We start from the raw sequence: 24,498 nt of genomic DNA on the forward strand, positions 1-24,498 counted from the left end.
TTTACGTATATTTTACAAGAGCTTTACCAGTTCTTGTAATGTGCTATTATTATACCAATATTTCTCTCTTTATTCAATAGTTTTTAGAAAATTTACAAAATGATTATATTTTGTATACTCTATACATACAGAAAAAGAGCCTGCTAAAAAACAGACTCTTTCTTTCTATCTTGTTGCGTTTCCGTTTCCGGTTCCCATTGCATTACTGTTCTCTGATGAATTTTCGCTTCCTGTGGCATTGTCCATATTTCGTTCAAGCGTATCTCCCACGCCCTCTACTCCGTCTCGGACATCATCTCCCAATTCTTCCGCACCGTCCTCTAAAGCCTCGCCGGTATCACCTACAACGCCCTTGTCCGTTGTATTCTTATCCGTTGTTGTATCGTTGCCACAGGCAGTTACGCAAAGCATGGTTGATAACAGCAGTCCTAATATCAGTTTTTTCATTTCATGAAACTCCTTTCTATTAAGTTCTGCTGTTAATATCTGCAAATAAAACTGTTTTATACACCATTACAAAACAATTTATTTGTTAATGACATGACTCATATTATATAAGCCTGCCGGTTTTCCGCTTAAAAATTTTGCAGCTTCCACTGCACCTTTTGCAAAGACAGTCTTAGAATAAGCAGTGTGTCGAAATTCAATTACTTCATCAGGACCTGCAAAGATTACTTCGTGGTCACCTACAATCGTTCCGCCACGAACTGCTGAAATTCCGATTTCCTTTTCATCCCTTTTTTCTCTTTTCTGACTTCTGTCATAGACATAATGATATTCATTATCCATTGCCTCATTTAAGCTGTCAGCAAGGGCAAGAGCTGTTCCACTTGGAGCATCCACCTTTAAATTATGATGACGCTCTACAATCTCCATATCAAATCCTGCTGTTGCCAGCACCTTTGCGGCATCCTGCAAAAGCTTTAACAGCGTGTTAATTCCCAAAGACATATTTGCAGAGCGAAGCACTGCTGTTTCCTTGGCTGCTTCATTCACACAGCTTAACTGTTCCTCAGACAAGCCTGTTGTGCACAGAACCAGCGGGAGCTTTTTCTCCACACAATACTTTAATACATTGTCTGTTGCCTTTGGAGAAGAAAAATCAATCATAACATCAGCTTCTTTATCACAGTCAAAAACATTTGTATAAACCGGATAATTATAAATTTTCATATCTGCAACATCAATTCCTGCTGCAATTTCTGCATTTTCGTCTTTCTCTACAAGCTCTGAAATCACACGTCCCATGTGACCGTTACAGCCGTTCATTATTATTCTGACCATCTTTTTTCCTCTTTTCTTTTGCATATTACAAAGCTCTTATGCTAATTTAAGCTAATTCTATACCAAAATCCTTCATAGCTTTCTTCAGAACTTCCTGATGAGCCTCTTCCATTTCTGTCATTGGCATACGCAGAGGACCTACTTCTTTTCCCATAAGGTTTAAAGCTGTTTTTACAGGAATTGGATTTACTTCACAGAAAAGTGCATGAATAAGAGGCAGCGCTTTTAACTGCATATCCCTGCTTTCCTCCACTTTTCCTTCCATGAATTTTGCCACAATATCATGTGTATATTGGGGCGCTACATTGGAAAGTACAGAGATTACACCTTTTCCTCCCAAAGAGAGAATTGGTACAATCTGGTCGTCATTTCCTGAATAAATATCCATCTTTCCCTGTGTCAGAGCCGCAATTTCAGCTACCTGAGAAATATTTCCGGAAGCTTCTTTAATTGCTACAATATTTTCCACATGCTCTGCCAGATAAGCCGCTGTCTTCGGCTCAATATTACATCCTGTGCGGCTTGCTACATTATATAAAATAATCGGAAGCTTTACAGAATTTGCAATTGCTGTATAATGTTCAATCAAACCTTTCTGAGTTGCTTTATTATAATATGGCGTTACTAAAAGCAGTCCGTCTGCCCCATATTTTTCAGCCTCCTGTGAAAGGTAAATCGCTGTCTGTGTACAGTTAGAGCCTGTTCCTGCAATAACAGGAATTCTTTTATTTACTTTATCAATGGTATATTTGATTGCGTCTAAATGTTCCTCATGGGTCAGGGTTGAAGACTCTCCTGTTGTTCCGCAGATAATAATTGCATCCGTTTGTCCTGCAATCTGCTCTTCGAGAATTTCTCCTAATTTCTCAAAGTTTACTTCTCCGTTTTCTTTCATTGGCGTTACAATCGCTACACCCGCACCTGTAAAAATAGACATATTCTTCCTCCTTATTGTCCTGTTCCTATTTCTTTTGTATATGTACTTTGATTTGCAGCTTATTTAATAACTTCCAGTGAAACCACTCTGTCCGCTGCATTTTTCAAAGCTTCTGTCACAACATTTCCTGTCATAATCAGCTCTGTTTCATAATCCTTTGCCTGAATAAGACTTTCGATTTCTTCTTCTGAAACAATGCCAAACTCTAAAGCCCCCAGAATTTCATCGAGAATTAGCATATCACACTCTTCTGTCAGCAATACTTTTCGTGCAAAATTTAAACCGTTTCGGATATTCAGATTTTCCTCTTTCTTTTCTTCATCTGTCAGGTCCTCATAAAACTTATCTTTTTTCTCAAATCGAAACAGACGAACCTCCGGCTCCATTGCATTTAGATAATCTAGTCGAGAAGTGGCTCTCCCTTTTAAAAACTGAATTACAATAGCCCGCTTCCCATAACCTACTGCACGAATTGCCTGACCGATTGCTACACTTGTTTTTCCTTTTCCCGGTCCGCAGTAAATCTGCGTCAATCCCTTTTCTTCATCCATAATTATACACCTCTTACAGACTGCCTTTTCCTTATTTTACTTTATTAAGAGTTGTGTATATATTACTACACCTAAGCAAATATTGCAACCTAACAATCAAACTTGACTATTTTAATCTGCATATTCTAATTTGCTCACAGAAACCTCATAAGCCACTCTCTTTTCTGTCTCATTTTCTCCTAATTTCTTAATATATTCCCTGCTCTGAATTCTGCCCCAAATCAACACATGACCGCCCACCTCAAATGCGGATGCGTAACGGGCATTTCTTCCCCAGCATATACAGGGTATGTAGTCTGATTTTCCGTAAGGACGGTTCACTGCCAATAAAAGGTCTGCGATTTCCCTTCCCAGCGGTGTTTTCCTATATACCGGAGGCTTACAGATATAACCGTCAAGAAAAATCTGATTTGTTTTAATGGAGTCGTCTGCCTCCTCTACAAAAGTCAGCTCTCTTACAAAAACAGAAAGTACCAGTCTGTTTTTCTTCTCTTCGTGGCGATTGTAGGAACGGAACTGTCCCTGCACCATAATGTATTCCCCTTCATAATCCTGTGTAACGTCTACCAGACGTTCTGAAACCATCAAAGGTATTCTGTCCTCGGAGTCGCTGAGTCGCTTCACCAATACGTCTACCAGGTAAAATCCCTCTCCGTATACCTGATGACTGAATGTAAAGCCTGACGCTACCTTTCCCATAATGGACACCTGATTGTTTTCAATAATTTTATCTGCCATGATTTGTTTCCCCTTCCTCTTTCTGGTATCTTGTCTATATCATATCTATTCACCTGCCTGCTGTTTTAGAACCACTTTTTTTAAAATTTTTAAAAAAATCTTTTTCCCCCTTTGTATTTACAGTTAAGTATGATAGAATAAAATCCGGATTTTACTGGAAATATAGGTGTTATTGATTTAAATAATACCTTGACAGCATAAAGAGAAAAGAGGTTAATTATGAAAACAGCAAGAGAAGATATCAGAAACGTGGCGATTATTGCCCATGTTGACCACGGTAAAACAACTCTGGTTGACCAGCTTCTTCGCCAGAGCGGTGTTTTCCGTGAAAATCAGGCAGTACAGGAACGTGTCATGGACTCCAACGATATTGAAAGAGAACGTGGTATTACCATTTTATCCAAAAACACTGCCGTATATTACAAGGATACAAAAATCAACATTATTGATACACCGGGACATGCGGATTTCGGCGGTGAAGTAGAACGTGTATTAAAAATGGTAGACGGCGTTATCCTTTTAGTAGATGCTTTTGAAGGCGCTATGCCTCAGACAAAATTTGTTCTGAAAAAAGCTCTGGAATTAGACCTTCATGTTATTGTATGTATTAACAAGATTGACCGTCCGGAGGCTCGTCCTGATGAAGTAATTGACGAGGTTTTAGAGCTTCTCATGGATTTAGACGCATCTGACGAACAGCTAGACTGCCCGTTCTTATATGCGTCTGCAAAAGCAGGACACGCTGTTCTGGATTTAAGCGATACACCGGAAAGCATGGAACCTTTATTTGAAACAATCTTAAAATACATTCCTGCACCTACCGGTGACCCGGATGCACCTACACAGACCTTAATCAGCACCATTGATTACAACGAATATGTGGGGCGTATCGGTGTAGGTAAAGTGGAAAACGGAAAGCTCTCCGTTAATCAAGAGGTTATGCTGGTAAACCACCATGACCCTGATAAAATGAAAAAAGTAAAAATCAGCAAGCTCTATGAATTTGAAGGCTTAAATAAGGTTGAGGTAAAGGAAGCGGGTATCGGCTCGATCGTTGCCATTTCCGGTATTGCGGACATTCATATCGGAGATACCCTTTGCTCCCCTGAAAATCCGGAGCCAATTCCGTTCCAGAAAATTTCAGAGCCTACCATTTCCATGAACTTTATTGTAAATGACAGTCCGTTCGCAGGACAGGAAGGTAAATTTATCACTTCCCGCCATTTAAGAGAACGTCTGATGCGTGAATTAAACACAGATGTCAGCCTTCGTGTAGAAGACACTGAAAGCACAGATTGCTTTAAGGTTTCCGGACGTGGAGAGCTTCATTTATCTGTTTTAATTGAAAACATGAGACGTGAAGGCTATGAATTTGCCGTAAGTAAAGCAGAAGTTATCTACCACGAGGATGAACGTGGAAGAAAATTAGAGCCTATGGAAATTGCTTATGTGGATGTTCCTGAGGAATTTTCCGGTACAATTATCCAGCGTTTAAGCGAGAGAAAAGGTGAACTTCAGGGTATGAGCCCTGCCAGTGACGGAACGACTCGTCTGGAATTTAACATTCCTTCCAGAGGGCTCATTGGTTTCCGAGGCGAATTTATGACCTCAACCAAAGGTTCCGGTATTTTAAATACTGCATTTGACGGCTATGCTCCATACAAGGGCGATTTACAGTACCGCAAACAGGGCTCTCTCATTGCTTTTGAAACAGGTGAGTCCGTAGCTTATGGTCTCTTCTCTGCACAGGACCGTGGTACACTCTTTATCGGACCGGGCGAAAAAGTATACAGCGGTATGGTTATCGGACAGAGCGGTAAGGCAGAAGATATCGAATTAAACGTATGTAAGACAAAACACCTTACCAATACCCGTTCTTCTTCCGCTGACGAAGCCTTAAAGCTGACTCCGCCTAAGATTTTAAGTCTGGAACAGGCGCTGGAATTTATTGATACAGACGAGCTTCTGGAAATCACACCGGACTCTCTGCGTATCCGTAAGAAAATTTTAGACTCCCGTTTAAGAAAAAGACAGGGCTTTAAAAAATAAATATTTTTCATAAAAGAAACTGCTATTGTGAGATTTTTCTCCATAGCAGTTTTTTATATCATTAACTATTATAATGAAATTTGCTTATAAGTGTTTTTTAGCAATTCAAAATCAAATTTACATTTTAAAAGAAAGTATACCTTTTCCGATATTGTTTAGCTTAAAATTCTCATATTTGCCAATACTATAATATTTTAGTAAGCGTTAATCTCACGAAGTAGAATATACACAAATGAGCGGGATAAAAAATATAGAAGAAATATTTCATTTTTATTCCACGCTTACCATTATACATTGAAATAAACAGTAACGATAATACAGCCGTCAACAAATATATGTCAACAAATCCACTTATTGTGAAATTCAATCCACAAATATACATAACTAGTACAGCGAATAATAAATAATTGCTATATTAAACCGATGCCGCTTCCTCTTCACTGATTTCATCCATTTTATACTTCCAGTGATAAACTACAGGCTCACGGTTTATTTCGTCAAAATACTTGTAAATTCGTTCTTCCAATTCCTGTTTGCTATTAACACGAATTCCATGAAGCATCTGTCTGGTCATCTTACTGAAGAAGCTTTCAATCATATTTAACCATGAGCCATGTTTTGGTGTAAATACAAATTTAAAACGTCCCTTTGGCATAGTATCCAGAAAGCACCGTGTTTCTTTAGAAGTATGTGCTGAATGATTATCCAGAATAATCCGAATGGTATCCTGTGATGGATATTTTTTATCCAGTATCTTTAAAAACTCAATAAAATCAGAACTCTTATGGGTTTCACTTACTAACGGGATGGCTTCTCCTGTAAGCAGATCAATGCCTGCCAGCAAAGAGAGCGTTCCAAGACGTTTGTATTCTGCATCACGATATACCTCTCCGTGTTCTGGTGTCGGGCGTAAATCTGGTGCAGTATTGGAGATTGCCTGAATACCCGGTTTCTCATCATAGGACACCGTAATCGTCAATTTATAATCGTCTGGAACAATGAGATCACCATTTTCATCAAACTGCATTTCAATCTGTTTGTAAACCAGCAGGACTTCATGCATTTTTGTTTCAAAATCAGGATCCCGCTTTTCACAGTAATATTTGATTTTAAAGGGTTTCATATCCTGTTCCCTGAGGAATTTCTGGATATAAGGTTTCGTAACGGTTGAAAGTCTTGGATATCCCGCCTCCTCTGCATGTTTCTGAATGTATTTATGGAGAGAAGCCAATGTCCACAATTCCTGCGCATAACCGAGTTCTGCCGGTCTCTGACACGCAATACTGATCATCCATGCTTTCGCATCGTCGGTGATTTCGGATGGACGTCCAGAACGCTGAACATCAAACAGTGCAGCATCCAAACCGCCTTTATGAAACTTCGAAACACATAGGCGTACCGTGGCAGTGCTGATTGCAAGTTTATCAGCAATTTGTTGGAATGTCATTCCATCGGCTTTATATAAAAGGATTCTGGCACGATCCACAACTTGAGCCTGAATCGTTCTCTTTTTTGATAATGATTTAAGGTAATTCCTGTCTTCATCTGACAGAGGAAGATATGTTTTTCTCATAGCGTTCATCCTTTCTTTGATAACACTATTTTACCATACATCATCTCAAAAATATATAGCAGAAATTTAATTTATTCTATACTAGAATAGAAGCAGTATATTTTAGTACCGGCATATCATGAAAAAGATAAAATACGCTGATTAAAGCTATTCCATAATACCAGCCATCTAAATTACAAATATATGAAATATACGCCCCTATCACTATTGTTGCACAAGAGATTACTACATTTTTATTAAATTTATTTATGGTTGTTAATACAATCAGACCTAATGACAACGTGAATAAAACATTTTGCTGTTCCAAACTGAATAAATTTCCTGTATTGGCTAAATCATAAATAGGCTCAGAAATAAACGCAAAAATTCCTAAGCTTAAAATATATTTCTTAAGACTATGCGTATGAAAAAATCCCTCTGCTAACAGAAAGCAGAAGATAGGGAATGAAATTCTACCTAAAATATGACAAATATTGACAGCGGACATTAACATATCAAATTGCTCATCTGTAAACATAGAATATGGAGCATTTAGAATAATTCCATTTTTTAACACCACTTGTCCAAAGTGGTCGATTACCATAAAAATCATTGCCAATATTTTTAATGTGCTTCCCGAAATAAATTTTTTCATTTTGTTATAACTGATGATTTGCTTTTAATTTTTTATTTCAATGTTATATTCAAGACTTATAATGTCCTCTGTATAATCATCAGCAACGATTTGAATAATATAGGAACCTTTTTCAAAATATAAAGTTTGTAAATCGTTCAGCTCTTGACCGTCTAATTGATAATAAACCTTATTGTCTTGATTTGTAATGGTAACATGAAGTTTACCATCGTCAGTATCGCCCTTTACTTGTACACTGAGTTTTTCATCTTTAGGAACCGAAAAATATCCGTTTGCAATGTTTATAGATTGTTCTTTGGTTTCATTATTTTTATAAGTTTCATGCTTTTCCATTGTAAAATTAACTGCTACACTATCTTGATATTTACCATACAATCCCCAAATAATCATTGCTCCTAAAAAGCATAAAACCAGTAATAAAATAAGATATCTCTTTTTTACCTTTTTTTCATTATCAATTTTTTCTTCGCTCTGAACATCATTTCTTAATAATTCATCAACAGAAATTTTGAAATAATCACTTATTTTTATAATCATTTCTAAGTCTGGATAACTTTTACCATTTTCCCAATTAGAAACCGTCTGTCTGGAAACATTAAATAAATTTGCAAAATCATCTTGGCTTAAACCATGTTTTTTTCGCAGATTATTTATTTGTTCTCCTATATTCATTTCAAATCTGTCCTCCTTTCAAACAGCATTATCATATTTCTTTCGCTGGAAGTCTATCAAAATCCTTTTACATCTTAGCAAAGTTTCTTTTACAAAACAGAATACTGCTTTGACATATACAAATATAGCGTATTTGCGTAAAACAAATTATAAAGCTCTTTGAAAGAAGAAGCAATAACAATCGTTGTATCATATAAATACTGTCATGCGGGTGCTTTCCCCCTAAAAGAAACGCTTCACGATAAGATTTAAAAGCATTTACAATACCCATAACTGCTGCCAGAAAAAAATGTGGAGCCATCATTGGCAATGTAATAGAAACCAGCTTTTTCAAACTTCCTGCTCCTTCCACCGCCGCCGTCTGATAAAATTCCTCCGGAATGGTATTCAGACCGGATAACAACAAAATCACACTATATCCGAAGCTTTTCCATATATACAAGCCCAGTAATACATAAAAGGCACTTGGCCCTTCCATCCATTGCACCATCGGCACTCCTATGGATATCAGCCAATGATTGATAATCCCTGTCTCTGCAAAAAATACTTGAATAACCATAACAGCACTGGCTATGGGAAGCACCAAAGGCAGCAAAAGGATGTAGCGGAAAAAGCGACTTCCCGCCAATCCTTTCTTTATCAGCAGTGCAATAAAAAAACTCAGCACAAGATTTAAGGTAACGCCAATAACCAGAAACCGCAGTGTATTTGCAGCTGCCAACTGAAACGCATAAGAAGAAAAAACCTCTTTGTAATTATCAAGCCCTACAAAGTAAGCTCCACCCACACCAAAAGTAAAAGAATACTTCACACATATAGCAAACGGCAGCAAAAAGAAAACAAAAGTTCCCAATAAAACCGGCGCTGCCAACAAAAGTCCTGTGAGCTTTTTTCTCCTTTCCAGCAAATGATATCTATTTTTCATAGAACGCCTCCCTCTTATTCATCAAAATAGAAGCGTAATTCATCTTTTAAATTATCCAGCTTTTTCTCCACAGAACTCTCTTCACTGGTCATAAAGATTGCATCAAAAATCAGAGAATTTTCATATTGACAGAAACGAGCTGTCGTAACCTGCTGTGTAATCTGAAACAGCTCCTCTGCCTTTTTGGCAGCTTCTTCCTGATATTCTTCTGTTCCTGAACTCAGCCAATACTTGTATGCCGGTACAACAGCATTATTATTCACAGGAATAGCTGTAAATCTCTTTCCATTTCCAAATTTCTCCCAACCTGTACTTCCCTGCACTTCATTGGATAATAAAAATTCTAAAAAATCTCCTGCCTGTGAAGCATAATCACTGTTTGCCCGAACTGCCGCAAACACATTGACCTGTGCGTTTACTCCCTTTTCCCCGTTTGGAAATGGAAGGAATTTAACATCTGTATCAGAAGCAAAAGACCGTTTCATAAGTTCCGTTAAAGAACTCTCTACGGAATGTCCCATTATCATCACATTGGGTAATTCCTCTGCTTCATCAAAAGAAAGCTCCTGTCTCTCTGCTAACAGTTCTGTTATATTCTGCAATTCTTTCGAAAAAGTAATTGTTTTTTCTTCATAGTCAAAAACAGACGTTCCGAAAAGTCCCGCTATATACTGTGTTAGATAAAATTCCGCCGGAAATCCTTTCACGCCTGTATGAGAAGAAACCTCTTTTAGAAATTTATCCGGCTGGTCAGATGACGGTGTCCAGTCTCCTAACATCTCCTGAGTCACAGCAATTCCCGGCAGCATATATCCCAATGGCAGAAAATACTGTTTCCCATCAACTTCCCCCGCTTTTAATACAGTTTGATTAAGCGGCATATCTGCTAATCCCTCTATTACTGTATTCAAATCTAAAAATACCCCGTTGTAACTGCTTTTTACCATATCCGGCAATACGACATTCTCTTCATCCAAAAGAAAAACATCAGGGCCTTTGCCTGCCATAATCTGCACCTGCATATCCTTCATTTCTTTCTTTATTTTTCGTTTTCCTCTGTGGGTGCATTGTTCATATGCGGAATAACTTCAACGTCAATTTCCGTCTCCGGATGAAACTGCACATACTTTGCGATTGCCATGCTATAAAACTCTTTCTGGCTTTCCGAAATCGCAATAATCATCTTGGAATGGTCTCTGGTGTCCTCTACCACCTCCGGCGTTTCCTCCTTCTTATTTCCCTCTGAAGGATTGGAAGATTTACAAGATACCAAAGAAGCTACACACAATAATCCTGCCATAATAAACGCTAATCTTTTCTTCATATACGCTACCTCCCCATTGGTTTTTCATTGAAACTTTATTAGTTTTATCATATCAGCTTTGTAGTGTTTTATCAAGGTAAATTCCCGTGGAATAAAAAATGCCCTTTCTGTATAGTAAGCCCCCAGCTTCTCTATACAAAAAGAGCATTTATTTTATTCTACTTCTTGTGTTCCTTCGCCAAAGTAATAATATACTTCGCCGTCTTTTAATTCAATTCCTTTTGCTGCTGCCAGCTCCTGTACAGTCACTAATTTGTAGCCCTTCTCTACCAATTCAGGAATTAAACGCAGGGAAGCTTCTATCGACCATTCATGAATATCGTGCATTAAAACAACAGAACCATCCTGAACATTATCTATAACTTTCTGATATGTCGTATCTGCACTTTTTGTCTTCCAGTCTTTTGTATCTAAGCTCCATTTTATAATCGGCATACCAGCCAATTCCTGTACGCTTTCATTAAAGCTTCCACCAGGAGGTCTTAAACTGTCTGCCGGAACACCTGCCGCATTTTCAATAATACTATTGGTCTTACCGATTTCCTCTGTAACTTGCTCAGATGACAAGCTTGGAAGCATCTGATGGTCGTATGTATGATTTCCCAATTCCATGCCACTGTCGTACAGTCTTTTTATAACATCAGGATATTTTTCCGCATTTTCACCTAACATGAAAAAGGTTGCCTTTGCATTATTTTCTTCCAGACAGTCTAAAAGCTTATCTGTATATTTTCCCGGTCCATCGTCATAAGTCAACGCTACCATTGGACGAACCTTACTGCTATCATAACGCCCTTCTTCGTCAAAATAGTAGTCTTTTCCGTCAAGCTCCAACCAACCGGTTTTTACATAGCCATTTTCATCAAAATAGTATTTTGCTCCGTCAATTTCCTTCCAACCCGCTTCAAAGAAGGTGCCGTCCGCATTTCGATACCATTTTCCCGTTTCATCTGTCTGCCAGCCAAAGATAGTCATATCTCCTGAGAGCTTCTGAATATCCGAAGCGCTCAGGACCGGCTGTTTTGCTGCCGGAATTTCTCCCTTTTTCGTTTCAGCCTTTACCTCTTTGCTGATTTCCGTCGGCTTTTTCTTGCCAAAGCCTGAAGTCAATGCCGTAACCCCTTTTGCAACCAGAAAGATTGCAAGCACCAACGCTCCTGCCATGACAACAATCCGCATAAGTTTTCTGCGTCTTATCTGCCTCAGACGTTCCTGTCTTCGGCGCATCATACGTGCTTGACGGCGTCGCTCATATTCTTCGTCATCAAACTCATCCCCAGACCGAAATCTTTCATCGTAATCCATAATATACTCCTCTCTTTTGTAATATACCTTTATTATACACAACCTACATCTTCTTGTATAGGGGATTTCTGACAAATTTTCCTTTTTTTATCCAGTTTCTTCCTTATTCTGACACAAGATTTCCCTGTGTAAATTTGCTTACATTTTCTGCCGTTACTTTGTAATAGGGCAAGTACACATATTTTTCATTTTGAAAGTGAATATCTTCCATGCCTTCCCTTGTAAATAACGCTGCCGCCAGCTCTGCCATAGCCTTTGCCTGTCCTTCTTTATCGTTATATACCGTTCCCCATAATTCCTGATTTTCTACGCCCTGTAAGCCTGCCTCTGTTCCGTCAATTCCCATAAAAGCCGGCAGGGCTGCGGAGGTATAATTTAACTTTTTGTAAGCGTCCACAGCTCCCAGCGCCATATCATCGTTATTCCCCAATACAAGTTCAATCTTATTCTGATATTCCCCGATAATCTGCTCCATTCTGTTCTGCGCCTGCGCTCTGTTCCAGTTTGCGATTTTACAACTGAGCTTTTCTACTTCAATCCCGTTTTCCTTTAAGGTATTCACGGCATTTTCTGTCCGAATAATGGCATCCTGATGTCCCATTTCTCCTTCCAGAACCACATACTGAATTTTCCCGTCTTTATTTTTATCAATTTGGGGATTTTCCTCTATCATCTCCACAGCCAGCTCTCCCTGCAATTTACCTGACTGCTTTGCATCTGCCCCTACATAATAAAGCTTCTCCCATTGACGCAAATCCTCTGCCACTGGTTCTCGATTAAAAAAGATAATAGGCACTTCACTTTCTCTTGCCAAATCAATAATCTCAGAAGGGTCTGCCCTGTCTACCAGATTTACGCATAAAATGTTACAGCCCTCGTCAATCAGCTCCTCGACCTGATCGTTCTGGTTTTTCTGTACTCCTGCCGCATCCCGTATGGTTACAGACACTTCCAGCTTATCGCTTTCTATCTCCTTTAAGCTTTCTTTAAAAAGCCCAATCAATTCATTCAAATAAGTATCATTTTGGTCATAATAGGTCACGCCTACACGAAGCTTTTGGGGTGCTTCTTTCTCATTACAACCGCCAAAAAGCAGAGCTGTCACACCAAGCAGAACTCCTATCCCCGCCAATTTTCTTTTTCTCATGCTCTACCTCACTTTACTGACTCATAGTAAAAATGACTTCCTGATTTTCTTTTGAAAACATATTTTCCTTTCTCATAACCGTATAAGAAATCTCTTGATTTTCATATTCATAAAATGCTTTCTCAAGCTTGTTCACCAGCTCTGTCAAGCTTTGATAGCCTACGTTGAATGTATCCGGAATTACCAGACATTCTGCTATTCCCATATCCAGATAATAAACAGACTGGGTAGAATTTCCAATTCCATAAACAATGGCACCATGAAGATTATTCGCTGCCGCCATTTCTCCCGCTGCTCTAAGACTGTTGTCATCCAGCGCAATTACAAAGTCTACATCCGGCATATTCTCTGTTATTTGGGTATCTGACCAGACAATTTCAGCTCCTGTCCCCTGCAAAGCTTCTATAAATCCCTTCTCTTTTTCTGCACTGCTTTTCAAACCTTCTTTTCCGTTTAAAATTCCCAGTGTTTTTCCTTCCAGATTTCCGCCATAATCTTTCAAAAGTTCCTCTACCAGCGTCTTCCCTATTGCATAGGCATCTGGCTGTATTACAGGAAATTTTTCTATTCCTGACAAGATATCGTCAACCAGCATAATTTCTGCCTTATTGCCGACTTTTTTTAACATCTGCTGTGTGTCTTCTCCCGATACAGGCTGTACGATCACTCCATCTGCACCATTTTTAATTTCTTCTTCTATTAACTTCTTTTCTTCTTCCTGACTAAGAGATGCACCTGTACTTACCATAACCATTTCAGCACCCTTGTCTTCTGCCGCCATCTTCAATCCATATTTAAAAGCAGACCACTGCGTATCATCTGCATTTTCTACGATTACCGATATCTGATAACTTTTATCTACGTTTTTCTCCCGCAACATAAGAAATGCCAGAAAAAGCACCATCGTGCCCAACACAGCCTCTATGAAGATAAACATTTTCTTATCCTTCTTCATTCTTTTTCCCCTGTACTCTTGATAATATGACCTTTTTCCAATATCTTGCAATTTTCCTCAGTATAAGGCACTGCCGGAATACAGATAGAAACTCTCGTTCCCTCATCTGGTTCACTCTCTACCAAAAGTCCGTATTCCTTTCCGAAAACAATCTGAATACGACTGTTGACATTGACTAATCCTACACCGGAACCATGCTTATGAACACGATTACTGTCTGTCAATACAAGTACAGCTTCTTCCTCCGGCATACCCAATCCGTTATCACAAACAGCCAAAATAATCTTGTCCTCCTGCATCCTTCCTGTCACTATAATTTTTCCACTATCTTCCATACCACTGACGCCATAATTTATGGCATTTTCCAGCAACGGTTGCAAAATCAGCTTTACCGTACAATAGGAATAGAGTTTCTCATCTACATCAAAAGTAACAGAAAAGGAATTTTTATATCGTACTTTCTGGATATTCATATAACTTTGAGCATGCTGTAATTCATCTTTGATGCTTATGACTGTGCGCCCCTTGGAAAGACTGATACGAAACAGCCTTGCAAGCTGGGAAATCATAAAAACAGCCTCATCATTTTTCTCCCCTTCAATCATCCATGTAATAGACTCCAGTGTATTGTACAGAAAATGTGGATGAATTTGGCTTTGCAGAGCATCCAATTCGCTTTTTCTTCTCTCATTTTGCTCTAATACGATTTTCTTCATTAAATCATCAATCTGCTCATAAGATTTCTGAATAGAATACCCCAAATGGCGGATTTCCTGCGAGCCTCCAATATAAATTTCCGGTTTTTCTCCTGCTTCGTACTCCCGTACAGAATGGTTCAGCTTCAAAATTGGGCTGGAAATTCTAAGGGAAACCACACGGTTAATGACTACCAGCATCATAGTCATCAGTAAGATTAACATTGCCACAAAGTAACGGATATTTACCATACCGTGATTAAACGTAGAATAAGGAATAACGCCTACCAGCTTCCACCCTGTATAGCTGATAGTATTTACCACAACTTTCCTGTTTTCTCCCTTAAAAGACTCATTGTAAACCCCATCCTTATAGACTGCCGCCTGTATATTATTCTCATCATAAATACCATCACTAATCTGTATCTGTCTGGGATGATAGATAATCTCTCCATTGCTGTCACATAAATAATAATATTGCCCGTTGTTTACCTCATTGATCTGTTTCATCATTCTGGAAATACTGGAAAAATCCATGTCTACCAACAATACGCCAGACTGGGGAATCCCCTGATTTGTCAGCTCTACAACTCTACTTAGAGAAATGACCCAATAATAACTTTTGGCTGTATCGTTAAACAGATTTTGAATATGAGGCGTGGAAAAGTGCATATTTTCCATTTCTTCTGTGGCTTTTAAATACCATTCCTGACCGGTTACATCCGGATCTTCCTTCTGTGCAACTACCGGTTCCGCTGTAATCAGACTTCCATAATCATTATACAGCGCAATACTTCTTAAGTTTTCTTTATTTGCCTCATACAAAAGGTTCATGCCGCTTTGAATTTCCTGTTTGCTGTTTTCAAAATCATTTTCTTTAATTACATTATAATAAACTGTGTCGGAAATCTGACGCATACTCATCAAATATGCCTCCATGCTTTCCCCCGTTTGCTCCATCAGCTTTTGCGTACCGTTTATGGTTTCCTCTCTTGCGGAATTGGAAAACCGCAAATACAGAATAACTCCCAAAATCAGCATGATAGAAATAGAAACAATGGAAAAAGCCAGCATAATTGTGGTCTGAATTTCTTTTGGTTTCATTTTTTTCAGTTGTCTGAAATACTTATTTTTCACTTTCCTTGTACTCCGTTCTGTACTTAGAAGGAGATACTCCAAACCTTCGTTTAAACACGTAGCTAAAATAGTTTGGATCTGTATACCCTACCTTTTTCCCGATAATATAACTTTTTTCATTGGTTTCCAGTAAAAGTCTGGAAGCTCTATCCATGCGGTAATCTGTAAGATAACCGATAAAAGATTTTCCTGTTTCCTTTTTAAATACGGTAGAGAAATAAGAATTGGATACCCCCAACGCCTCACATATACTATCCAGAGAAAGTTCTTCATTTACATAATTATTATGCACATAATCCTTGGCTTTCTCTACAAAGGATTTTCTGGAAGTATTTCGCTCACTGAGGAGTTTTTCATGTAGCGCAACACTAATATTTACAATCCATTGCTCCAGCATATCCTGCTCCATGTCTGATATTTTCCCATACAGTTCTCCCATATCTTTGGAAAGCTCATCCAGCACAATATCATTATTGGCGGCAAAACGACAGAACTCGCTGAGAAGCTCCATGACATCCAAATGATGCTGCTGCAAAGACTTTTCTTTAAAGGAAATGCTGTGAAGATAAGCATGGACAGCCTCTATAATTTCCGGTTCTTCCTTCAGACGTATCATCTTAAATAAATGGGACAGCTCTGTCTCATGACTGGAACCCGGATTATTCTTCTCGCTGGGTGCAACCTCCTGAATGTTAATTGCTCTTGAAGTCCCATAAAGGACACGATAAGAAATGGCATCTCTGGCGCTGCTGTAAGACTTGGATAAATCCAAAATATGATTGCATACCTGTCCGATACCAACAGTCACATTTGCTCCGATTATTCGGTGTACATAGCGGCAGAAACGGTCGCATTCATCTGTCAGCTCTGAGATTTCATTTTCTTTTTCCAGTTGAGCAAGCAAAACCGTCTTTCCCAGATAAGAAAAGCACTTTGCTCTCCATTTTTCTCCCAGATATTCCTTTGCCTGCTTCTCCACAGAAGCTGATAAAAGCAATGGATTAATATCCTTTGGCACTTGAGAAGATGACGTGTGAATAACCAGACAGCAGAAAAAAGGACCGGAAAGAGAAATCTGATAATCTGAAAGATATTTCTCAAGCTCCTCTTCATGAATATGACCTTCAATCAGCGTGGTATAGAAATTTGCCTGTAAAAGTGGCAGTGACTCCAGATAATATTTCTTTAAGATTTCCGCATTTCGCTTTTCACTGATTTCCTGATCCAGCTTTATCTTTAACTGGGTAAATACATTGGTAAGCTCAATGGAATTTACCGGTTTTAAAATATATTCCTCTACTTCCAGATGTACGGCTTCTTTGGCATATTCAAATTCGTCAAAACCTGTAAAAAGTAGAAGCTTTGTACCCGGATAATCTGCTTTGATATGCCCTGCCAGCTCCATTCCGTCCATATATGGCATATTGATATCTGTCATCACCACATCCGGCTGAAATTCTTCTACCATTTCCAGCGCTTTCACACCGTTATTGGCATATCCGATAACAGAAAAGCCAAGACCTTCCCAGTTGATTTTCTTCATGATTACCTGTATTACATCTTCTTCATCATCTACTAAAAGCACTGTATATGTATCCATATTTCTTCTCCGTATTTTTACTCTTATTTCGCATTATTATAACATAAAAGAGCCAGACCTGCATCTGGCTCTTTTACAAAACTGCTTATTTCATTATATACAACTATTTCTTCTGAACATATTTCAGACAGTCAAGTGTAACTGCTACAAGGATAATGATACCTGAGAATACGAACTGCAAGTTTGTATCAATACCAAGGATTGTCAGAGAATATGTAAGCGCTGTAAAGATAAATACACCAACAACTACGCCGGAGATTTTACCGATACCACCTGTAAAGGAAACACCACCTACTACACAGGCTGCAATGGCATCCATTTCCCATCCCTGTCCATAAGCTGCGGAACCGGAACCAACCATTCTGATACATTCCAGCCAAGAACCAAATCCGTAAAGAACACCTGCCATAACGAAAGCGCCTACGGTTACACCGAATACGGAAATACCGGATACAGATGCTGCTTCAGGATTTCCACCTACTGCATACAGATTTTTACCGAAAGTTGTTTTATTCCAAATAAACCATACAATAGCGATAGCTGCAACAGCCCACAGAATAATTGTTGGGAAACCATTTACTTTTGGAATAACCATGTTTGGAATTGTAGCTTCAATCGCACCAAAAGATACACCTTTTGTTGCGTAAGTAACAATACCGAAGATTACCAGCATGTTTGCCATTGTTGAAATGAATGGATGCATTTTAAATTTCGCTGTAAAGAAGCCTGCGATTGTTGTAAAGAAGGTACATAAAACAATACAGACTACCAATGCTAAAATAACTCTTGCAATAACAGGCATGCCTGTGAAGTCGAAAATATGACCAAATACACCACCTGTATTGATACCTTGGTGCATAATAATTGTTGCTGCTGTCATACCCATACCAACCATACGTCCGATGGAAAGGTCTGTACCTGCTAAAAGGATTAACGCTGCTACACCTAATGCAAGGAACATACGAGGAGATGCCTGCTGAAGGATATTCAATACGTTATTGTAAGTTAAAAGCGGTGAGCCTTTTACAATCGGTGTAATAATACACAGAGCAATGAAGATTAACAGAATTGCAATATACAAACCGTTCTGCAAAAGGAAGTTTCTGCGGTTAAATGTATATTTGTAGTTTTCCCATTTCTGTACTCTTGTTTCCATGAAAGTAAACTTGGACATACGCAGTAAGTCAATTAAGTGGAACTTATAAGAATATGCTGCATGTCTTCTGTCTTTTGCTGCCTGAAATTCTTTTTCCATTGTCATCTTGGCATCAAAGAGTCTGTTTTTATAAACATAATTTTCATCTTTGATTTCCTGATGGTCAGAAAGCTTTGCCACAGCAGCCTTGTGTTCTTTTTCCAGCTCTGCTACTTTTTGCTGATGACGTGCTTTTGCAGCTGCTTTTTCTGCTGCACAGCTTGCTTTTACAGCCTGATAGTAATCTTTATCAAAATGCTCTTTTAAATAATTTTCTGCATCGGCAATCAGTTTGGAAACTTCGTCTTTATTCTTTGCTTCTACTGCTTTTGCTTTGTCCAGCTCTGTTTTGCATTTTGCAAGTCTGTCTTCTTTTTCACCTTTTGTAAGAGTACGGTCTCTCTTAATGCTGTCCATAACATTCTGGATTTCTACGATTTTATCTGTACCGTCTACTCTTAATTCATCAATTTTTTTCTGAATTTTACCAACATAATCCTCTATCGGCTGACGCAGTTTCATTTCCTGCTCTGCAGTAAGGATATTACTATTTTCGTTTGCCATATCTATTCTTCTCCCTCATTATAGGTATTTTGCACTGAGTCTTAAAAGTTCTTCCTGATTGGTCTCTTTTGTATTTACAATTCCTGAAAGATGTCCGTTAGACATGACACCAATACGGTTTGTAATACCCAGAATTTCAGGCATTTCTGAAGAAACAACGATAATCGTTTTTCCCTGTTTTGCCATCTGAATAATCAGGTCGTAAATTTCATATTTCGCACCAACATCAATTCCTCTGGTCGGCTCGTCCATCATGAATACCTGAGGACTGCGCTCCAGCCATTTTCCAAAAATAACCTTCTGCTGATTACCGCCTGAAAGACTGGAAATCATATCATCCGGTCCCATACATTTTGTGTGCATAATTTTGATTTCGTTGGCAGTTGCTTTTATCATTTTGGAGTCTGAAAGAGCAATACCTGATTTATACTGAGGCAGGTTTGCAATGGTTGTATTGAATGTCAAGTCACATTTCAGGAACAGACCGTTTGCCTTTCTTTCCTCTGTAATCAGTGCAAAGCCGTGATCCATTGCTTCTTTTGCGCTGTTGAAATTCATCAGCTTGTTGTTGAAGTAAACACGTCCTGCCGCTCTGGTTCGGATACCAAAAATAGTCTCTAAAAGTTCTGTACGTCCCGCACCTACCAGACCGTAAAGTCCGAATATTTCTCCCTCTCTTACATCAAAGGTAATATCCTGTAAGTGAGGCTCAAATTTTGTAGACAAATGCTGAATGGATAAAATAACATCCTTTGGCTTGTTGTCTACCGGTGGGAAACGATTTTCCAGAGAACGTCCAACCATGGCTGCAATCAGTTCATTCATATCTGTATCTTTTGAACTTTTTGTCATAACCAGATTACCGTCTCTAAGAACTGAAATCTCATCACAAATTTCAAAAATCTCATCCATTTTATGAGAAATGTAAATCAGAGAAATTCCCTGTTCTTTTAACATTCTCATCATTTCAAACAATTTATCTACTTCCTGTACTGTCAGGGAAGAAGTAGGCTCGTCAAGTACGATTACTTTTGCATTATAGGAAATTGCTTTTGCAATCTCACACATTTGTCTTTGGGATACTGACATGTTACGCATAGGCTGTGTCAGGTTTACTGTCATACCCAGCTTTCTGAAAAGCTCGGAAGCTTCTTTTTTCATTCTTCCTTCGTCAACGATACCGGCGGAATTTACCGGATAACGTCCGAGGAAAAGATTATCCATAACATTTCGTTCCAGACACTGGTTCAATTCCTGATGAACCATGGCAATTCCGTTTTCCAGTGCATCCTTTGGTCCTGAAAAACTGACTTCTCTGCCGTCCAGAGTGATTTTTCCTTCATCTTTCTGATAAGTTCCAAAAAGACATTTCATCATTGTTGACTTACCTGCGCCGTTTTCGCCCATAAGTCCCATAACCGTTCCTTTTTTCAAATCCAGATTGATATGATCCAGAACTCGGTTTCGACCAAAGGACTTGCTCATATTGCGTATCGATAAGACAACTTCATCTTTCTTATCTGCCATTCTTTTCTACTCCTGTATCTCTATATTGGTATCTGACGGTATATGCCACTGTCAGATTTAAAAGAGGCTGTCGCATTAAGGGCGTATCTAAATACTGCCTTAACACGACACCCTCTATCTTTCATCTTGCCACAGGTATTACTGTTCTACTTACTGCAGTAATGCTGTATAAGAAGCTGCATTGTCTGTTTTAACCATGTTAATTGCGAATGCGTCATACTGGCTTGGGTTTCCAAGACGGTTTGTTATGTTGGACTCTGTCTGTCCGTCACCACCGATGTATTCAACATCAAGGTTCAAAAGATCATCATATTTCTCAAGCAGTGGCTGATATGTGGAGCTTAAGAAGTTATCAGAAGCGTTGTAAATGTTCAGCCATACTTTCTTTTTAGGAGCTTTGCTTTCATCTAACTGTTTGGATACAGGCTCGAATGTCTTAGTAGAGTCTGTAAATTCTTTATAGTTATCTGCTGTTACAGCTACGTTTAATGCGTAGTAAGAACGTTCGTCTTCTTTGTATACATATTCTTTATCGCTAAGAACGTTTCCTGCTTCGTCAGGTGTTCCGATACCTGTATCAATGTCAACACCGTCTAAGGAGTTACGAAGAACACGAAGTGTTAAGTAAGCCTGTACGTCTGCATGCTGGCTGATTGTTCCGCCGTATCCTTCTGCGATAGCTGCTACTGCATCACTGTTAGCATCGTATCCGAAAGTAGGAACTTTGTTTTCTTTTGACCAAGCATTGAACATAGACATTCCCATACCATCGTTGTTAGAAACAACAACATCAATCTGATCACCGAAAGAAGAAGACCATGTTCCGATTGCGTTACCTGCTGTAGCTGCATCCCATGTAGCACCTGCGGAGTTCTTCATTTCCTGAGAACCTAACTCACGAACTACAAATGTCTTTCCGCCTGCTTCTAAGGAACCATCTTTAACTGCTCCCTGTTTTCCGTCTACGTTTGTTCCTACCGGTTCACTGTTGATAGCGCCGTCTTTTTCTACGCCTGTTCCAAGAGCTTTACGAACACCTCTTGTACGTGCGATAGAGTCGTTATGTCCGATATCACCGATTGCTAAAACGTATCCGATTACACCGTCACCGTTACGGTCAATCGTATCTGCGTTTTTCTCGATGTATTCTTTAACCATCTGTCCCTGAAGCTCAGCACCCTGATTCGCATCAAAACCTACATAATATGTATCTTTGTTAAAGTTAAGAGCATTCTTGTCTAATTCGCCTGTTGAACTGTTAGATGGCTGACGGTTGAACCATACTAAAGGTTTGTCTTTGTTTGCAACGTCAGAAGCTTCTGTTTTTCCGCCTTCTTCTGTTTTTCCTGTTTCCTCTGTTTTGCTTCCTTCTTCTTTTGCTGGTTCAGAACCACATGCAACAGCAGAAAGTCCTAATACTGCTGTCATTGCTAATACTGCTAATTTTCTTTTCATTGAAATATTCTCCCTTCCGTGCACCATTTTCGTCCGTGCGTTTTATTGATATTGACACTATACACAATATTCAGAAAAGAAAACATAGAATTTTTTTTGGTTTTCATTGAAATTTTTAAGATTTTCTTGGTCATATCGCATAATATTATAGATTTTATTGTCGAAATATGTGCATTACGTATATGTTCTATATTTAAAAGCTGGTATTGCAAAGTACAAGAATGCACTATATAATAACAACATGGGAAACCACAAAGCCGGGCGGCTTACCCTCTACTTTTTGGAGGGGCTACCCTCCAATCAAAAGAAAGGAGGGCTTGCCAATGGTTACATATTCTGACTTAATTCAGTTTTGTATATTCATTGTTGCTCTTGTTGGTCTTTGCTATGAGATTTTCAAGGGTAAAAGAAAATAGCCGCCACTACTGTGAATAGTGACGGCTGACCTTATAAAAGGTTAAACTGCTTATTTATTCAAGGGTAGACCGCTTGCGTAGGTTTCCCTTTTTGTATTATCAATATAACACATTTGTATAGTGATTACAAGAATAAATATTTCTATTATCTATCCCATTTATCACATAAAGAATTAATCTGGTCTGCAAATCTTGCTAAATCTTTATTTGTACCTCCTTCATTATGGCGTATTACTGTCATTAATCTCTGTCCGGCTGCAACTAATCTTGCAAATACTCCGGCTGCCTTTCTGCTCTTGGCTTTCTGCTCTGCACGTTTAATGACAATGCCTACGGTTTCTCTGGTTATCTCATTTGTCACCAAATCAACTTCCGTTCCGCTATAAGGCGCCATCGCCTGATAACCCAGCTCATCCTCCAATCTCTTGGCGAATAAATCACAGACAGTATCATCTCCATGTGCTACAAAAACACGTTTGGGCTTTTCTTTGAAGGAGGACGCCCACCTCATAAGTCCTGCATTATCTGCGTGTCCACTAATACCCGGAAGCCTTACAATATCTGCATTAACATGAATTTCCTCGCCGAAGATATGAACGTCCTTCGCTCCTTCCACTAAAGACCTTCCCAGCGTTCCCACTGCCTGATATCCTACAAATAAAATTGTAGAGTCGCTTCTCCAGAGATTATGTTTTAAGTGGTGCTTAATACGTCCTGCATCACACATACCGCTGGCTGATAAAATTACCTTCGGCGTTTCATTAAAGTTGATTGCCCTTGACTCATCGCTTGTAATGGATAGCTTCAATCCCGGAAATGCAATAGGATTTATTCCTTTATTGATTAATTCCATTGCCTCTTCGTCATAACACTCACTGTAATGCTCTTTAAAAATACTGGTTGCCTGCACTGCAAGAGGGCTATCCACATATACCTCAAATCCCGCAAATTCCGGCAGCATATTATCTTCTTTAATCTTTCTAAGGAAGTAGAGCATTTCCTGTGTTCTTCCCACTGCAAAAGAAGGAATTACCACATTTCCGCCTCGCTTAAAGGTTTTCCTTAAAATTTCCACCAATTCTGTCACATAATCCGGTTTCTCTCCGTGACTTCTATCTCCATAGGTGGACTCCATAACCACATAATCTGCACTGTCCAGATATTCCGGATCTTTAATCAATGGCTGTTCTGTATTTCCAATATCTCCTGAAAATACGATTTTCCGCTCTTCACCATCTTCTGTAATCCACAATTCAATACTAGACGAACCTAATAAATGTCCTGCGTCTACAAAACGTACTTTAATACCTTCTGCAATTTCTATTACCTGATTATAATTACACTCTACAAATTGCTGAATAACCCCTAACGCATCTTCCATGGTATAGGCAGGCACAAATTCCGTCTGTCCGTTTCTCTTTGCTTTACGATTTCTCCATTCTGCCTCAAACATCTGAATATGTGCACTATCACGAAGCATAATATCACATAAATCACAAGTTGCCGCAGTTGCATAAATCGGACCGCGAAATCCTCTGGCGTGTATCAAAGGAAAATTACCGGAATGGTCAATATGTGCATGTGTAAGCAATGCAAAATCCAATTCTGACGCAGCTACCGGAATATCCTGATTTTCATACTGATCGGGCCCCTGTTCCATACCACAATCCACAATAAATTTCTTGCCTGCTGCTTCTAAGAAGTAACAACTTCCAGTAACCTCATGAGCAGCCCCTATAAAAGTCAGTTTCATAGAAAAACCCCCTTTTGTGGTAAAATGAATGTTGCTATATTCATTATACCCCAGTAAAGAGG

The 24,498-nt window shown here is 38.9% G+C and carries 23 protein-coding genes; 2 read left to right on the forward strand and 21 right to left on the reverse strand.

The window, feature by feature from the left end:
- Nucleotides 1–165 precede the first annotated feature (165 nt).
- From CGC63_RS13555 to CGC63_RS13575, 5 genes are all read right to left on the reverse strand, one after another.
- Nucleotides 166–447, reverse strand: a complete 282-nt coding sequence (locus tag CGC63_RS13555; RefSeq protein ID WP_009246604.1) for a hypothetical protein — start codon at nucleotides 445–447, stop codon at nucleotides 166–168.
- A gap of 78 nt (nucleotides 448–525) precedes the next feature.
- Nucleotides 526–1,284: a 4-hydroxy-tetrahydrodipicolinate reductase gene (gene dapB / locus CGC63_RS13560; RefSeq protein ID WP_009246605.1), complete on the reverse strand. Its 759-nt coding sequence runs from the start codon at nucleotides 1,282–1,284 to the stop codon at nucleotides 526–528.
- Nucleotides 1,285–1,330: 46 nt separating this feature from the next.
- Nucleotides 1,331–2,221: a 4-hydroxy-tetrahydrodipicolinate synthase gene (gene dapA / locus CGC63_RS13565; RefSeq protein ID WP_003019401.1), complete on the reverse strand. Its 891-nt coding sequence runs from the start codon at nucleotides 2,219–2,221 to the stop codon at nucleotides 1,331–1,333.
- 59 nt (nucleotides 2,222–2,280) lie between these two features.
- Nucleotides 2,281–2,772: a cob(I)yrinic acid a,c-diamide adenosyltransferase gene (locus tag CGC63_RS13570; protein WP_003019403.1), complete on the reverse strand. Its 492-nt coding sequence runs from the start codon at nucleotides 2,770–2,772 to the stop codon at nucleotides 2,281–2,283.
- Between the two features lie 111 nt (nucleotides 2,773–2,883).
- Complete coding sequence (locus tag CGC63_RS13575; RefSeq protein WP_003019404.1) at nucleotides 2,884–3,510, reverse strand: single-stranded DNA-binding protein; 627 nt, start codon at nucleotides 3,508–3,510, stop codon at nucleotides 2,884–2,886.
- A gap of 219 nt (nucleotides 3,511–3,729) precedes the next feature.
- Here CGC63_RS13575 and typA point away from each other — a divergent pair, with 219 nt between their 5' ends.
- Entirely contained in the window at nucleotides 3,730–5,559 is a 1,830-nt protein-coding gene (typA, locus tag CGC63_RS13580; RefSeq protein WP_003019406.1) for a translational GTPase TypA, read from the forward strand.
- Between the two features lie 184 nt (nucleotides 5,560–5,743).
- Here typA and CGC63_RS16015 read toward each other — a convergent pair whose 3' ends face one another.
- From CGC63_RS16015 to CGC63_RS13650, 15 genes are all read right to left on the reverse strand, one after another.
- Entirely contained in the window at nucleotides 5,744–5,941 is a 198-nt protein-coding gene (locus CGC63_RS16015; protein ID WP_081445585.1) for a TraX family protein, read from the reverse strand.
- Nucleotides 5,942–5,974: 33 nt separating this feature from the next.
- Complete coding sequence (locus CGC63_RS13590; RefSeq protein ID WP_040351006.1) at nucleotides 5,975–7,132, reverse strand: IS630 family transposase; 1,158 nt, start codon at nucleotides 7,130–7,132, stop codon at nucleotides 5,975–5,977.
- 76 nt (nucleotides 7,133–7,208) lie between these two features.
- Entirely contained in the window at nucleotides 7,209–7,766 is a 558-nt protein-coding gene (locus CGC63_RS13595) for a TraX family protein (RefSeq protein WP_003019410.1), read from the reverse strand.
- 24 nt (nucleotides 7,767–7,790) lie between these two features.
- Nucleotides 7,791–8,438, reverse strand: a complete 648-nt coding sequence (locus CGC63_RS13600) for a helix-turn-helix domain-containing protein (protein WP_003019412.1) — start codon at nucleotides 8,436–8,438, stop codon at nucleotides 7,791–7,793.
- A 67-nt stretch (nucleotides 8,439–8,505) separates the two neighbouring features.
- Nucleotides 8,506–9,363: a carbohydrate ABC transporter permease gene (locus CGC63_RS13605; protein ID WP_003019414.1), complete on the reverse strand. Its 858-nt coding sequence runs from the start codon at nucleotides 9,361–9,363 to the stop codon at nucleotides 8,506–8,508.
- A 14-nt stretch (nucleotides 9,364–9,377) separates the two neighbouring features.
- Entirely contained in the window at nucleotides 9,378–10,394 is a 1,017-nt protein-coding gene (locus CGC63_RS13610) for an extracellular solute-binding protein (protein ID WP_003019416.1), read from the reverse strand.
- Between the two features lie 8 nt (nucleotides 10,395–10,402).
- Nucleotides 10,403–10,687 (reverse strand): hypothetical protein, encoded by a 285-nt coding sequence (locus tag CGC63_RS15740; protein WP_003019418.1) that lies wholly within the window; start codon nucleotides 10,685–10,687, stop codon nucleotides 10,403–10,405.
- Nucleotides 10,688–10,840: 153 nt separating this feature from the next.
- The gene (locus CGC63_RS13615; RefSeq protein ID WP_003019419.1) at nucleotides 10,841–11,992 is read right to left on the reverse strand and encodes a polysaccharide deacetylase family protein; all 1,152 of its coding nucleotides are present in this window, start codon (nucleotides 11,990–11,992) and stop codon (nucleotides 10,841–10,843) included.
- Between the two features lie 103 nt (nucleotides 11,993–12,095).
- A complete protein-coding gene (locus tag CGC63_RS13620) occupies nucleotides 12,096–13,139 on the reverse strand; it encodes a galactose ABC transporter substrate-binding protein (RefSeq protein ID WP_003019421.1) in 1,044 nt (347 codons plus the stop codon).
- 13 nt (nucleotides 13,140–13,152) lie between these two features.
- Nucleotides 13,153–14,094, reverse strand: a complete 942-nt coding sequence (locus CGC63_RS13625) for a sugar ABC transporter substrate-binding protein (protein WP_003019422.1) — start codon at nucleotides 14,092–14,094, stop codon at nucleotides 13,153–13,155.
- The gene (locus tag CGC63_RS13630; RefSeq protein WP_242970495.1) at nucleotides 14,091–15,893 is read right to left on the reverse strand and encodes a sensor histidine kinase; all 1,803 of its coding nucleotides are present in this window, start codon (nucleotides 15,891–15,893) and stop codon (nucleotides 14,091–14,093) included. The genes CGC63_RS13625 and CGC63_RS13630 overlap by 4 nt, the downstream gene beginning before the upstream one ends.
- A gap of 22 nt (nucleotides 15,894–15,915) precedes the next feature.
- Nucleotides 15,916–17,526 carry a response regulator gene (locus CGC63_RS13635; RefSeq protein ID WP_003019426.1) on the reverse strand — a complete coding sequence of 537 codons (1,611 nt, stop codon included), beginning with the start codon at nucleotides 17,524–17,526 and terminating at the stop codon, nucleotides 15,916–15,918.
- Between the two features lie 103 nt (nucleotides 17,527–17,629).
- Complete coding sequence (locus CGC63_RS13640; RefSeq protein ID WP_004220371.1) at nucleotides 17,630–19,285, reverse strand: galactose/methyl galactoside ABC transporter permease MglC; 1,656 nt, start codon at nucleotides 19,283–19,285, stop codon at nucleotides 17,630–17,632.
- A gap of 18 nt (nucleotides 19,286–19,303) precedes the next feature.
- Nucleotides 19,304–20,812 (reverse strand): sugar ABC transporter ATP-binding protein, encoded by a 1,509-nt coding sequence (locus tag CGC63_RS13645; protein WP_004220373.1) that lies wholly within the window; start codon nucleotides 20,810–20,812, stop codon nucleotides 19,304–19,306.
- 150 nt (nucleotides 20,813–20,962) lie between these two features.
- Entirely contained in the window at nucleotides 20,963–22,267 is a 1,305-nt protein-coding gene (locus tag CGC63_RS13650; RefSeq protein ID WP_040351007.1) for a substrate-binding domain-containing protein, read from the reverse strand.
- Between the two features lie 323 nt (nucleotides 22,268–22,590).
- Here CGC63_RS13650 and CGC63_RS15745 point away from each other — a divergent pair, with 323 nt between their 5' ends.
- Entirely contained in the window at nucleotides 22,591–22,683 is a 93-nt protein-coding gene (locus CGC63_RS15745) for a putative holin-like toxin (protein ID WP_227079051.1), read from the forward strand.
- 145 nt (nucleotides 22,684–22,828) lie between these two features.
- Here the strand turns inward: CGC63_RS15745 and CGC63_RS13655 are convergent, their stop codons facing one another.
- Nucleotides 22,829–24,436 carry an MBL fold metallo-hydrolase RNA specificity domain-containing protein gene (locus CGC63_RS13655; protein ID WP_004220378.1) on the reverse strand — a complete coding sequence of 536 codons (1,608 nt, stop codon included), beginning with the start codon at nucleotides 24,434–24,436 and terminating at the stop codon, nucleotides 22,829–22,831.
- Nucleotides 24,437–24,498 lie beyond the last annotated feature (62 nt).

The organism is Blautia hansenii DSM 20583 (genome assembly GCF_002222595.2).
GTDB lineage: Bacteria > Bacillota > Clostridia > Lachnospirales > Lachnospiraceae > Blautia > Blautia hansenii.